The following is a 13,204-nucleotide window of genomic DNA, read 5'->3' as shown; positions in this document are numbered from 1 at the left end:
ACTCAGTTAAAGCGACCCTAAGCAAAAGGCGCAATTTTAAATTGTGCCTTTTTAGTCTTCATATTCAAACTATTAAAATATTAACCTAAGCCGATAATCTCACCATCGGCGGCAATATCTATCTTTAAATAGCCCGGAATTAACCCAAGTCCAGGCATAGTCATCACATTCCCCACCAGCGCCGTAATAAAACCCGCCCCTGCATTTAACACTAACTCACGCACGGGTACGATAAAACCTTGAGGCACACCTTTAAGTTGGGGATCATGACTAATGGATAACGGCGTTTTTGCCATGCAGACAGGTAAATGCGCGTAACCGAGTGCATTGAGTTCTTGTAATTGCAGCTTAGCAGTCTCGGATAAGCTCACCCCAGCGGCGCCATAGCCGACTTCGGCCAAGGTCGATAATTTAGCCTCAAGCGCCATATCATCGGGATAAAGCAGCTTAAATTCGCTTGGTTGCTCACAGGCGCGCATTACCGTTTGCGCCAAGGCTATCGCCCCCGACTCCCCTTGGCTGAAGGCCTCGCTGAGTTCGCAGCCAAAGGCGGCAGTGCCCGCAACCGCCTCCATTAACCAATTAAGCTCAGCCTCCGTATCGGTCGCAAAACGATTAATGGCGACAACCACGGGAATACCGTATCGCGCCACATTGTTGATATGCCAGTTTAAGTTGGCAAATCCCGCCTCGAGACGAACTTGGTCGGGCGCATTGATACCCGCATCCGATGTTAAGCCACTATTAGCCTTAAGCGCCTTTAAGGTGGTTACTAATACCGCGGCGCTCGGGGTTAATCCCGACTGGCGCACCTTGATATTACAAAATTTCTCAAATCCCATATCTGAGCCAAAACCGCCTTCAGTCACCACAAAGTCGGCCAGCTTTAAGGCGATATCGTCGGCAATCACCGACGAGTTGCCATGGGCGATATTGGCAAATGGCCCTGCGTGGATAAGACAAGGTGCACCATTTAAGGTCTGCATTAAGGTAGGTTTGACCGCATCGGCCATAATCGCCGTCATCGCACCGGCGACACCAAGATCTTCCGCGCTAATAGCCGCACCTTGGCGATTTACTGCCAGCACGAGCTTGCCAATACGCGCGCGCATATCCGCTAGATTAGAGCTCAGCGCCAGAATAGCCATTAACTCAGAGGCGGCGGTAATATCAAAGCCAGAGGTGTAAGCGGGGCCATTATTTTCACCTAGCCCGACTTCAATCTCACGTAAACAGCGATCGTTATGATCGACCACTCGGTGCCAGCGGATCCCATTTGGAGCTATATCTAAGTAACTCAGCCCGGACTGTAGCTCAAATTCGGCCTTGCCTAACCGCGTTTCATGGTACAGCCGAGAGGCTATCGCCGCCGCACCAAGATTATGGGCGCTGCTGACGGCATGAATATCACCCGTTAAATGCAGATTCAGCTCCTGCATGGGCACCACTTGGGCGTAACCGCCACCAGCGGCGCCGCCTTTCACCCCAAATACTGGGCCCATACTGGGCTGGCGAATACAGGCGCACACCTTGTTACCGAGCGCTTGTAGGGATTGGGTTAAACCAATGGTGGTGACGGTTTTGCCTTCGCCGTGGGGCGTTGGTGTCACGGCGGTGACAATGATCAGTTTGCCCTTTTGCTGCTCGGCTAAACGCTGCTGCACACGCAAATCGACCTTAGCTTTAGTCGTGCCAAATAGCTGCATCTCATCGGGCAATAACCCAAACTCGGCGCCAAGCGCGGCGATATCTTTTAGGTGCGCGCGGCGTGAAATATCCATATCGGTTAGCATGGGTCATTTCTCCCTTGGGTATTTTGGTATCCACGCTAGGCATGCGAGCAGGGAATACAAAATAGGTACGCAAAATCGGTAAGTATCAGCAACGGCTGATTGAATATGGCGGATATTAGGTGATTAGCTTTAAGATATATAGCCATCGAAAGGGTTAATGAGCGATTCCTTAATCTGTATCAAATAAATCGACTCGGGTCCTTTCCCCTACAAAATACAGATTCCCAAAAGAGAAACAACATGAGCGGATCCCCTTTTAGTTTTTCAGAGTTTGTTGCCGGCTTTTGGCGAATGCACAGCTGGCAAATGTCACCCGCTGAGCGGCTTAACCTGATAGAACAATATTTAGACCTAGGTGTGACCACTATGGATCACGCCGATATTTACGGCCAATACCAGTGCGAAACCCTGTTCGGCGAGGCGTTAGCGCTAAAACCCGCCTTAAGGCAACAGATGCAATTGGTCAGCAAATGCGGCATTAAGCCCGCCTTCGATTGTCGCCCCGAGCGTTATGTAAACCATTACGACATATCCAAAGCGCATATTATTGCCAGTGTGGAGCAATCACTAAAACAGCTTAAAACCGATTATTTAGATCTGCTGCTGATCCACAGACCCGATCCTTTGATGGATGCAGATCAAGTGGCCGAAGCCTTTGCTGACTTAAAACAAGCCGGAAAAGTACAACACTTTGGCGTATCCAACTTCACCAACGCACAGTTTTCATTATTACAGTCGAGATTAAGTGACCCCTTAGTCACCAATCAAATCGAAATTTCACCGCTAACAATGGCGAGTTTGCACGATGGAACTCTCGATTTATGTCAGGAGCGGCGCATTCGGCCTATGGCTTGGTCCTGTTTGGGCGGCGGTAAGATCTTTGATAATAACCATCCACAGGCCATTCGCCTGCAACAAACCTTAGCGGTCATCGCCGATGAGATTGGTGCCCAAGATATCAGCCAAGTGATTTATGCCTGGGTGCGGATGTTACCGAGTCGCCCCGTGCCCATTATCGGCAGCGGCAATATCACGAGGATAAAAACGGCGGTGGCCGCGCAGTCGCTCACATTAGACAGGCAGCAATGGTTTAGTATCTGGCAAGCTTCAACCGGACATAGCGTGCCTTAGTGCTCGCAAACAACACCAAGAAAAGCGGCGCCTTAGGCGCCGTTATTTTGAGATAGCTTAAAGCTGCACTTCACCACTAAGGTGCGGTCTGCGACCTTTACTGTCTCGCAGCTCAAACACCCACTTGTCTTGCGATTTTTCGTAACCAAATCCCACTTCGGCAGGCATCAGCAACGGTAACTTAAATGCCACATCGACCACGAAGGGACGCTCACCGATCTCGGGCATTAACTCAGCTAAACAGCGCGCCTTAGACCACATACCGTGGGCCAGCACACGGTCAAAGCCAAAACGTTTCGATAGCACGGGATGCAAGTGGATCAGGTTATAGTCGCCCGATGCTTTGGCATAGCGGCGGCCTAAATCTTCACTCAATTCCCAAGCTTGAGGCGAGTCCCAAGCCATCTCGAGCGCCTTAGGAGGACGAACGCGACGACCGGTGGTCTCGATACGATAGAGGTAAGTCGACAGCGACTCCCATACCAGTTCTTCACCCACAAAAGCCTTAGAGACAAATTCAAACTCTAAGCCTGAATCGGTTTCACGGCTGGTGGTTAAGGCGCATTCGAGGGAGAACACTTCATCGACTGTCGTTGGCCGATAGACTTGGATGCGGTTCTTTAAATGGATCATCCCCAGCAGCGGGAAAGTAATCCCATCGTGGGTAAAAATCACCGCGTGCAGACGAAACGCCATCACATAGAGGTAGGTGGGCGGTAATAATTTACCGTCGAAATCAAAACCACACACTTGGGCATATTGGCTGACTTTTGCCTCAGTCACCCTCACATTGGGCGCTGTCACCTTGATATAAGGCAGCGGCTGTTGATCCCAGCCGGGTTTACGACCAAAGAAAATCTTGCGATAAAGAGAAAACAGCGATGGCATCGCGTTCAATTCAACACAATATGCATTATTCAAGTCTGAGTACCTTTTAATTAACTATCCCTATGCACGGATAACCAGAAAAAACCCGTACAGATGCAGAACATCTGAAAAATCAAAAAACTCACGAGTGTAAAGCAGGCAAAACTGTGTCTTAAAAGGGCTGATGCTGACTCACCGGGTGGACAGCTATAGAGTCAGGTTTATCGAAAACGGCGTGATTATACCCTAGAGGATTGAGTTCTGGGTATCCCCAACTTTACTGTGATTTTTATTCCATTTAAAATCAAAAGATTACAAAAAATCAAACTAGTGTGATTTTACGATTCCCACACTACGAGTGCGAAAATATTACGCCTGTGCCACACTATCGCCCCCAGCCTTTAACTTAGTTAACCCGTGCAAGATAAGAATTTCGATAAACTCGCGCAAAAGTTCGCGAAGAACATTTATGGTACACCTAAAGGTGAAATCCGTGCCGCCGTGTTATGGCGCGATCTCGCACCGGCATTGGCACAATTTGGCGATAAAAAACTGCGGATTTTAGATGCGGGCGGCGGCTTTGGTTATTTCAGCCAAAAGCTGGCACGTCTAGGCCATGAAGTGGTGCTGTGTGATATTTCCGCCGAAATGCTCGCCCAGGCGAAACAACAAATCGATGCCAGTGACATGCCATTAGCAATCAGCTTAGTGCACTCGCCAATTCAAGCCCTGTCCATCGCCGAACATGGCAGGTTCGATCTTATCCTCTGTCATGCCGTGGTCGAATGGCTGGCAGATGCCAAAACCACCATGGAAGGCTTGCTGACTATGCTTAAGCCCAATGGTTTGTTTTCGCTGATGTTTTACAATAAAGAAGCGATGCGCTTCCATGCGTTAGTGTCGGGTAATTTCGACTATGTGGCCGCCGATCTTAAGGTGAAGAAGAAGGTGCGCCTCACGCCCACGCACCCGCTTTATATTCATGATGTTAAACAATGGTTTGCCGAGTGGAATATGGATCTGCTGCGCGAGTCGGGCGTGCGAGTCATTCACGACTATTTGAAAAAACACCAGCCTGCAGATTTTGACTATCAAAAGTTGCTGACGATGGAGCTCGAATATTCCCAACGCGAGCCCTATATTTCACTCGGCCGTTATGTGCATTTTCTGGGGCAAAGCGCCACAACGCCCCAAGCATCCGAATAAGATCGCGAAATAATAAAGGACGCACAAGGCGTCCTTTATTATTTAAAAACCATTGATTTGAACTTAGCTTTCTACAATCAAGCGCTTTTAGACCGAGTATTTCAACCACACTCAATAAGAGCCGCTATATCAGTCACATCGCTCACGCCAGCAGGCAGTCACTGTCGCACCTTTCTGCTTAAGCAGCTGCACCACACTCTTATCGCCCACCACATGGCCAGCACCTACCACCACAAATAGCGGTTCATTGGCAGCTTCTGCAGTCATTAATCTCATCATGCCATCGGCCATGACCTTATTGCGTTGCCAGAGAATTTTATCCAGCATCAGCAGGGTATCGCCCTCACCGCCGAGCTGCTCCTGCATCAGGGTATCCAGCGCAGTTTCATCACCGGAGCGCCACGCATCAACCAGTGAGAGTAATTCGCTATCCGACGCATTAATGGCTTCACGCACCATAGACCACTGAACTTTGCTATCGAATGAGGCCAGCAACTGGAACTGCGACTCAGCCGTCTCTAGCTGATACACAGGCTTACCCGCGCGGCCAAGCAACTGCATATCGACACCATAGTCGGTACTGAAACCTAAGCTATTGTAACGCAATAGATTAAGTTGAGATGCCTGCAACCAAGGCGCAAAGGCTTGAATCGACTGGCATAGGCTTGCCTTGTCTTCACAATAGTGGCGCATCACCTCTATCGTTTGTTTATCTCGGCTCTGCCAATCAAGTCCTTGCGCTTGAGTCGCCATGCCATATTTTTGCAGTAAGGCGCTGCTATCGACTTTATTCATATCGATTTCAACCACTAATCCCTTGGACTTGGTAAAAGCCGCCTCTACTTGCGCCGGCATAGGATAAAAATCGGCACGACCAATATGAATAGAACCCAGAAGGTAAGCGGATTTTCCCTGCCATTGCACCTGATAAAACGGCGGTTTATCCGTCGGCGCCGCCCAACTCAACGCACTGGTAAACATTGCGACGCCACACAGCGCCAGTAATAGTCGCCACCGACTTGTTGCCATATCCTTTGCCCCTTATAATTCCTGCAAATTTTGCAATGAGACGCTGTTATGCCACACACTAAGGTTATAGAGCAACTGAAAGAAAATCTTCAAATCGCCTATCGCCAAGCCATAGACGCTGACACTAAGTTAGATGAGTTGAAAAAAGCGGGCCATGGGAAATTCACTAGCATCTTCACAGCCGAACAAGGCTTTATGGTTTCGAGCAACCGCTTTTTGCCCTATGTGCAAGAATTGGTGGATGACCTCACTAAGCTGCAACAACAGACCAACCTAGATCCCGTCGCACTAGAAACCTTAGTGCGCCAACTGGCTACCCTGCTCAAAACACTGCTCGCCTTTAAAAAGCAAAGCTAATTCAATAAACGCTGAAATATCATGTATTTCAGCGTTTACTCTCATTTACACCGTACGGATTTTCGGCAAACAAAATTGTCATCATTTTGTCATTTCTAAGTCATAGACTCCGCAAACATTGTCGTGGGGACTGAAGTAATGATGAGTTTAGATCTGGCACAAGAGCTTGATAAGATTATTGCATTGGGGGCAATCAGCCCACTGTTTCAGCCCATTTTCAATATATTGGAACACAAGATCCACGGATTTGAAGCCCTGAGCCGTGGGCCAGAACACAGCCCACTTTATTCGCCCATCCCCCTATTTAAAATCGCCGAACATCATGGGAAATTGAGTGAATTAGAAACCCTCTGTCGCCGTATTTCGCTGGAGCAATTCAAACTGCGCCAGTTCCAAGGCCGCTTGTTTATTAATATTTCTCCTAAGGCCCTGCTCGATCCCACTCATCCTAAGGGCATGACGCTGCAACTGTTACAGCAGCTTGGGATTTCGCCTTCGCAGGTGGTGATTGAGTTATCGGAACAATATCCCGCCGACGATATCGATTTACTAAAATCCTGTTTGAATCACTATCGTAGCCAAGGCTTTATGACCGCCATCGATGACTTGGGTGCAGGCTATTCGGGTTTGAGGCTCTGGTCAGAGTTATCGCCCGACTATGTGAAAATCGATCGTCACTTTATTCACCAAATCGATTCGACCCCAGTAAAACAAGAATTTGTGCGCTCGATTGTCGAACTGTGCCAGAGCCTCACCTGTAAAGTGATTGCCGAAGGAATTGAAACCCAAGAAGAGCTCGCCGTACTCAAACAGCTAGGCATAGTCTATTGTCAGGGGTATTTGCTCGGGCGCCCCGAAGCGCTACCGAGCCGCGCGATGAAAGCGACCTTAGTGCCGAACAATACCCAAGTTCAGCCCAGATACAGCGAATCCGCCGAAAGCCTCTGCACCAGCGCCATTACTGTGGTACCGACACTTAAGCTTAAGCACTTAAGCGATACCTTTAGCTCCCAACCCGCCTTGCAGGCCGTGGTTGTGGTGCAAGATCAACTCCCTCTGGGGATTATTAGTAGAGCGACTTTGCTGGAGCTTTTTAGCACGCCCTATGGCCGAGCCCTGCATGAAAACCACGCCGTCAGTGAAGTGATGGACCCGCAAGTGTTGCAGATTGAAGCCAGCGAGCCTCTGTCGATTGTGAGTCAATTACTGACCTCGGAGAGCGCCAATACCGTTGCCCAGCAATTTATTATTCTGCGCAGTGGCAAATTGCTCGGCATTGGGCACACCAAAGATTTGCTACAGCGGATCACCGAGCACAGGATCAAGATGGCAAGGCATGCCAATCCGTTAACGGATTTGCCCGGTAATGTGCCTATTCAGGAAGAACTCAAACGCCTCAGAAACCAACAAAAACCCTTCTATTTGGCCTATTTTGATCTTTGCCATTTCAAGCCCTATAACGATATCTACGGCTTTTGTCGCGGTGATGAGGTGATCTGTGAAGTGGCCAATCTGTTAGTGAAAAACAAAACAGATAACTGTTTTATCGGCCATGTGGGTGGCGATGATTTTGTGGTGATCAGTACCTGTGAGCAACTCATCGACCGCTGCCAACGCATTTTGACGGAATTTGAGGCCAATAAGCCCCTCTTCTACAGCGCTGAGCATTGGCAAGCCCAAGAAATGCTAGCAGACGATAGACAAGGACAAGCTTGTTATCACAAGTTGATTAGCCTCTGTGTCGGCGTCCTCACGCCCGCCCATACCTTTAACTGCAATGAACATCGCCTATCGACTTTAAGTGCCAAGGCAAAAAAACAGGCAAAATCCGCGAATAATGGATTTTGCCTGTTAGCAGAGCTGAAGGAAACGCCCCAAGCCTTGAGTGCCTAAACTAGATTGATTAGGTTGCTGATTCGGCCTAGAGTTTCGGCGCTATGGTCTTCTTTAACCATTCGCGAACCATCTCAGTCTCATACATAAATGGCTTGTCAGTTATGGGTTGAATGCCTGTCATAAAGCCCATGTCAGAGAGCTTTTCATCACCTGCGATAATCACTTTATCATTTTCAAGCACTTGATAGCTAAAGGTTATACGCGGTGGATAAATCTCTTTGACCACCCGTAAATCATCCGCAGTTGCGCCAAAGGTTGGGCGCATATCACCGGCTAAATCGACATCGGTCACCGTCATCTCTAACTTTTGATTCGGCTTTAAGACTTTTGTCGCTTCTTTATTGATATTGGTCGTTAAGGTTTCGAATAAACGTTTTTCATAACGGGACTGAATTTCGCCCGATGATTTAATATCACGAAAATCCTTTGGATTTTGCCAAACAATTTTAACCACCCCATCTTCCGTCATGGGGTCGGTTTTCGCCTCATCTGCGGCCCATACAGCACTGCAACTCAACACACTGGCGAGTAATAAGAACTGAACTTTCATTTTTGCCTCCTAGGCCTAATTCTTTCTGCCATATACAGTACAAAATCTAACCTGTACTTTAGCTTAATGCAAAATGCTATTCGCAACCGCATATGTAAAGTAAGTTTTTGTATAGATTAGTAAATATCAAATAAAACTTCGGGGAAACTCGTATCTTTTTGTATCCAATACCCCATAAGAGGTAAAGTTATTAATTTGTGATCATTTAACGCGCATATTACGCCAAAAAGTATTATCCTTCGCACACTATTTTATGACCACGAACGAAACATGAAATTCCCCGTTGTACCTGTGTTTGTGTTAATCCTGTTTACTTGTTTTGCCAGCGCTATTTGGTTTATCTCTTCGGTAGAGAAAGACACGCGCCCCGAAAATTGGTCATCCTTTATTTATACCCATGGTTATGATTCTGGCAAATATAAGAAAACAGATAATTTTGACAGTTATGAAGCCTGTCGAGACTATGCCAAGGAGCAGTCTTCCTTCTACGATGATGTGCCTTGGGAATGCGGTTTAAAATGCAGTTTTGATGCCCGTAAACAGGGGTTTCAATGCCAAGAGATGCGTAACGAGCAGTAAGATTGCGGTTCAGCTAAGGTTCAAGATCCCTCCGGTAAGCTTAGTTATTCAACAATACCTTTGGTTTTGTTTGTCATGGATGCACGATGTTAAGCCAAACGACGATTTAAAGATCAACCGAGTTCCGGTGATTTTAATTTGGAGTTATCTATGAAACTAACAACCGCAAAGCTACAGCAACCTTTGATGGCAAAGTTTGCCTTACTGACACTCCTAACCCTAGGCACACTCATCAGTTTACCTAGCCATGCCGCCACGCTTAGTGCTGCGCAGCAACAAGTGGTAAAGTCTCACTTTGATAAACTGGCTCAGTCACAACAGCAGGCAGAAGAGCGCATGACTGAGCAGCTCGACCAAGAATTTAGCCGTCAATTAGCGGAGCAAGAGCATCAGCTGATGCGCCAAGCTTGCCCTCGCTATGGCATGACCTTCGATATTAGCAGCAATGCCTGCTTGCGCTCTTAAGCCGAATTAAAACGGAAAACGTGCACTAAGCTCAGGATATTGCTGCTTTAAATCTTTGGGCTTAGTGCTAAATTTTTTACCCGCTGGCGTCGCCTTACCCGAAGGCATAAAAGGCAACTCCTTACCTGTTCTGTCTTCAAATAGTTGACCCGCGATCAAGTCGTAATCTTCGATAAAAGGATAGGCGTAGCCGTCCTTTTCAGGCCATGCGGTTAACTGCGCCAGCGTATCTGGATTGGCAATCACCGTCTCGTAACGGGCCTGCCCAAGTGAGATCAGAAAAGCGCGAAATTCGGCAAAGGCATAATCGGAATCACAGCCAGTGATGATATAAGCCGCTCCCCATACCGACCATAAGTAGCTTCGACGCATCTGTTGGCCAAACAATTTATCGAAGGCTTTTAACTCATCGTCGCTAAGCTCAGCCAATTTTTGCTTTAATGCCTGCGCTAAAGATTCCTGGGATTGCGCTGGCTCACTGCGGGTCACTAAGTCCCAAAATTCTACTTCTGTCATCACTTAACCTAATATTGAATGCCTAAGCAAAGGCGTATTCTACATGATAATACGGTTATGCTGGACTCAGTTCAGGGCTTTTCCTACACTTGCTCCACTTAAAATAACCAATAAACCCAAGCCAATGCCTAAACGCCTTATTCTACTGATTGCCCTCTACACCCTGTTTGCTATAGTCGCGCTGCTGCGGGCGGTTGCGACAGGTTCATTCGATCTCTTTAGCCTAGGTGTATTGCCGGTTTTGTTTGGCATACTGACTCAAGCCCCTTGGTCTAGCTTAGTGCTAAAAATTTATATTGGATTACAAACCTTAGGCCTGTCGGCGCTAGGTATCACCGCCATTATCGCCTATCAAATTACCCCGCAGGACGTCAAAGTGGTGGTTGAAGGCCACAACATCCCTATGTTGCCCTTAGTATTGACTATCATTGCTTTGTTATCAGTGCAGTATTGGGTAGCGTTTTCCCTCGTTACCCGTGATTATTTAACTGCAAAAGTAAAAGCGTAAGCGTGTTTATTGCTAAGCGCTAAGCCCTTGTTTATAGCCTAAGTTAACGGCTCCCTAAAAGACCTGATAAAGCCAGCCACTATGACTCATTTATCGCCCAGCGAACTCTCGATTCTCATTGTTGAGCCATCGGAAACCCAGCGCCGCATTATTATTAAGCGCTTACAACAAGAAGGCATTATCAGCATTCAAAATGCGGCTGATTTGGCTCAAGCGAAAGAGCTGATAGCCCGCCACAAACCGGATCTCATCGCCAGCGCCATGTATTTTGAAGATGGCACCGCGACCGAGTTTTTAAGCTACCTGCGTACCAACAGTGAATACAAAGACATTCAATTTATGTTGATCTCGAGCGAATGCCGCCGTGAGCAATTGGAGATTTTTCGTCAGTCTGGCCTGGTCGCCATCCTGCCAAAACCTTTTAATGCCGAGCACTTAGGAAAGGCGCTAAATGCGACCATCGATTTACTCAGCCACGATGAACTCGACTTAAGCCACTTCGATGTACACGACGTGCGTGTGCTCGTGGTCGATGACAGCCGCATGGCGCGCAATGTGATTAAACGTACCATTGGCAACCTTGGGATTAAGCAGATCACCGAAGCGGAAGATGGCGCTCAAGCCATTGAGTTAATGCGTAATAATATGTTTGACCTGATCATTACCGATTACAATATGCCCAGTGTCGATGGCCTAGCGCTCACTCAATTTATCCGCAATGAAAGCCAGCAATCCCATGTGCCTATCCTCATGGTGTCTTCGGAGGCGAATGATGCTCACCTGAGCAATGTCTCTCAGGCGGGCGTCAATGCCCTGTGCGATAAACCCTTCGAACCCAAATTGGTGAAGCAGCTCTTATATCAACTGCTCGAAGAATAAAACCTAAGTCACGAATGGGGTAAATATTCTGCATTTTTGTTACTTATAGGACACAAGCCCGTAGCAAAGGGCTTTCCAATGGCTAAACCTTGTGGCATGTTAGGCACGCTGACTTAATAAATCTACGGAAAGAAGAGACAATAAAGATGAACAAAACTGAACTTATTGCCAAGATTGCAGAAAATGCCGATATCACTAAAGCTGAAGCAGCACGTGCATTGAAATCTTTCGAAGCAGCTATTACTGAATCAATGAAAAACGGTGACAAGATCTCTATCGTTGGATTTGGCTCTTTTGAAACCTCCACTCGCGCAGCTCGTACTGGCCGCAACCCACAGACAGGTAAAGAAATTCAGATCGCTGAAGCCACTGTGCCTAAGTTTAAAGCGGGTAAAACCTTGCGTGATAGTGTGAACTAATTCGCTCGACATTGATTTTATAAAACGCCTCCTCTGTGAGGCGTTTTTTTGCCTCAAGAAACCTAAAAAGACTATTTTTTGCACAAACACAGTGCGCCCACCGCTCCATTTTCGAGCATTTTAAAACATTTTTTTAACATAAGTTTTGTAAACAACTGTTTTTACTGTAGTTAAAATAATGGCACGTGATTAGCAACTCCCTTACCAGAAAAAACCATGATGCACCAATGTCATCCGCTCCGAGGTGACATGAGTGAATCGATAAATAAGTCAATCGAGGGGATGAGAATGAGAAAATCACTGTACAGCGTTTTGGCATTATCGACGGGATTGTTACTAACCACCAACGCCTTTGCGGCAGTGTCTGGCAATATTGGCGGCACCTCTAATTATCTATGGCGCGGGGTCACTCAAACCAATGATGCGGTAGCCATCCAAGGAGGCATAGACTATAGCCATGACTCTGGATTCTATGCAGGCACTTGGGCATCGAATGTCGACTTTGGTAATGATACTAGCTATGAGTTGGATCTCTACGCAGGTTATGGCGGCAATATCACCGAGGATCTCAGCTACGATATTGGCTACCTCTACTACGCCTACCCCGATTCAGAAGACAGTATCGATTTTGGTGAGTTGCACGGCGCCATCACCTGGAAATGGTTTGAACTCAGTTACTCCCAAGTGATCAATGCGGGTGATGATGTCGCGGCAGAGCCATTAGATGACAAGGATATGAGTTATCTTGCGGCTACAGCATCTTTCCCTCTCACTGATAAACTCAGCCTGTCATTACACTATGGCTATTCCAGCGGTGATGTGGTCGAATCTTGGTTTGGTGAAGATAACTACGCGGATTACAACGTCACACTCAGTGCCGATACCAGCATGGGAACAGTCTCATTTATGGTGTCGGATACGGATCGGAATAGTGACGATGCCAAGGTTGTTTTAGGCTATTCCTACGGCTTTGATTTATAAAGTTAAGCGCTAGTAAAACGCCGCGATA

15 protein-coding genes are annotated in these 13,204 nt (G+C 47.3%); 10 read left to right on the top strand and 5 right to left on the bottom strand.

Translation table 11 applies throughout. From position 1 onward, the window contains the following. Positions 1-80: 80 nt before the first annotated feature. Complete coding sequence (locus ACK5NH_RS17315) at positions 81-1,793, bottom strand: formate--tetrahydrofolate ligase (RefSeq protein WP_416922088.1); 1,713 nt, start codon at positions 1,791-1,793, stop codon at positions 81-83. A 240-nt stretch (positions 1,794-2,033) separates the two neighbouring features. On the opposite strand from ACK5NH_RS17315, the gene ACK5NH_RS17310 reads away from it, so the two are divergent. Further along, the gene (locus tag ACK5NH_RS17310) at positions 2,034-2,924 is read left to right on the top strand and encodes an aldo/keto reductase (protein ID WP_416922086.1); all 891 of its coding nucleotides are present in this window, start codon (positions 2,034-2,036) and stop codon (positions 2,922-2,924) included. A 57-nt stretch (positions 2,925-2,981) separates the two neighbouring features. Here the strand turns inward: ACK5NH_RS17310 and ACK5NH_RS17305 are convergent, their stop codons facing one another. Further along, the gene (locus ACK5NH_RS17305) at positions 2,982-3,812 is read right to left on the bottom strand and encodes a MaoC/PaaZ C-terminal domain-containing protein (RefSeq protein WP_416922113.1); all 831 of its coding nucleotides are present in this window, start codon (positions 3,810-3,812) and stop codon (positions 2,982-2,984) included. A 396-nt stretch (positions 3,813-4,208) separates the two neighbouring features. Between ACK5NH_RS17305 and ACK5NH_RS17300 the strand changes: the two genes are divergently transcribed. Further along, positions 4,209-4,997 carry a methyltransferase domain-containing protein gene (locus ACK5NH_RS17300; RefSeq protein WP_416922084.1) on the top strand — a complete coding sequence of 263 codons (789 nt, stop codon included), beginning with the start codon at positions 4,209-4,211 and terminating at the stop codon, positions 4,995-4,997. A 129-nt stretch (positions 4,998-5,126) separates the two neighbouring features. On the opposite strand, the gene ACK5NH_RS17295 is transcribed toward ACK5NH_RS17300, so the two are convergent. Then, positions 5,127-6,026 carry a TraB/GumN family protein gene (locus ACK5NH_RS17295; protein ID WP_416922082.1) on the bottom strand — a complete coding sequence of 300 codons (900 nt, stop codon included), beginning with the start codon at positions 6,024-6,026 and terminating at the stop codon, positions 5,127-5,129. 48 nt (positions 6,027-6,074) lie between these two features. Between ACK5NH_RS17295 and ACK5NH_RS17290 the strand changes: the two genes are divergently transcribed. Beyond that, positions 6,075-6,383 (top strand): prephenate dehydrogenase, encoded by a 309-nt coding sequence (locus ACK5NH_RS17290; protein ID WP_416922080.1) that lies wholly within the window; start codon positions 6,075-6,077, stop codon positions 6,381-6,383. A 138-nt stretch (positions 6,384-6,521) separates the two neighbouring features. Further along, the gene (locus tag ACK5NH_RS17285) at positions 6,522-8,276 is read left to right on the top strand and encodes a GGDEF domain-containing protein (RefSeq protein ID WP_416922078.1); all 1,755 of its coding nucleotides are present in this window, start codon (positions 6,522-6,524) and stop codon (positions 8,274-8,276) included. A 28-nt stretch (positions 8,277-8,304) separates the two neighbouring features. Here ACK5NH_RS17285 and ACK5NH_RS17280 read toward each other — a convergent pair whose 3' ends face one another. Next, a complete protein-coding gene (locus ACK5NH_RS17280) occupies positions 8,305-8,829 on the bottom strand; it encodes a DUF3016 domain-containing protein (protein WP_416922077.1) in 525 nt (174 codons plus the stop codon). A 270-nt stretch (positions 8,830-9,099) separates the two neighbouring features. On the opposite strand from ACK5NH_RS17280, the gene ACK5NH_RS17275 reads away from it, so the two are divergent. After that, positions 9,100-9,408 (top strand): hypothetical protein, encoded by a 309-nt coding sequence (locus tag ACK5NH_RS17275; protein ID WP_416922075.1) that lies wholly within the window; start codon positions 9,100-9,102, stop codon positions 9,406-9,408. Between the two features lie 150 nt (positions 9,409-9,558). Then, positions 9,559-9,873, top strand: coding sequence for a hypothetical protein (locus ACK5NH_RS17270; protein WP_416922073.1), 315 nt, complete (start codon positions 9,559-9,561; stop codon positions 9,871-9,873). Between the two features lie 6 nt (positions 9,874-9,879). On the opposite strand, the gene ACK5NH_RS17265 is transcribed toward ACK5NH_RS17270, so the two are convergent. Further along, positions 9,880-10,389 (bottom strand): DUF4240 domain-containing protein, encoded by a 510-nt coding sequence (locus tag ACK5NH_RS17265; RefSeq protein ID WP_416922071.1) that lies wholly within the window; start codon positions 10,387-10,389, stop codon positions 9,880-9,882. A gap of 124 nt (positions 10,390-10,513) precedes the next feature. On the opposite strand from ACK5NH_RS17265, the gene ACK5NH_RS17260 reads away from it, so the two are divergent. From ACK5NH_RS17260 to ACK5NH_RS17245, 4 genes are all read left to right on the top strand, one after another. Further along, entirely contained in the window at positions 10,514-10,897 is a 384-nt protein-coding gene (locus tag ACK5NH_RS17260) for a hypothetical protein (RefSeq protein ID WP_416922069.1), read from the top strand. An 81-nt stretch (positions 10,898-10,978) separates the two neighbouring features. After that, positions 10,979-11,776: a response regulator gene (locus ACK5NH_RS17255; RefSeq protein ID WP_416922067.1), complete on the top strand. Its 798-nt coding sequence runs from the start codon at positions 10,979-10,981 to the stop codon at positions 11,774-11,776. 146 nt (positions 11,777-11,922) lie between these two features. Beyond that, on the top strand, positions 11,923-12,195 hold the full coding sequence (locus ACK5NH_RS17250; RefSeq protein WP_011621350.1) for an HU family DNA-binding protein: 273 nt from the start codon (positions 11,923-11,925) through the stop codon (positions 12,193-12,195). Between the two features lie 288 nt (positions 12,196-12,483). After that, a complete protein-coding gene (locus ACK5NH_RS17245) occupies positions 12,484-13,176 on the top strand; it encodes a TorF family putative porin (RefSeq protein ID WP_416922065.1) in 693 nt (230 codons plus the stop codon). The last annotated feature ends 28 nt before the right edge of the window (positions 13,177-13,204 follow it).

This window comes from Shewanella sp., from assembly GCF_047975355.1.
In the GTDB taxonomy this organism is placed as follows: domain Bacteria; phylum Pseudomonadota; class Gammaproteobacteria; order Enterobacterales; family Shewanellaceae; genus Shewanella.
The sequence above is the reverse complement of the archived record's forward strand: the minus strand, read 5'-3'. Positions and strand labels throughout refer to the sequence as shown.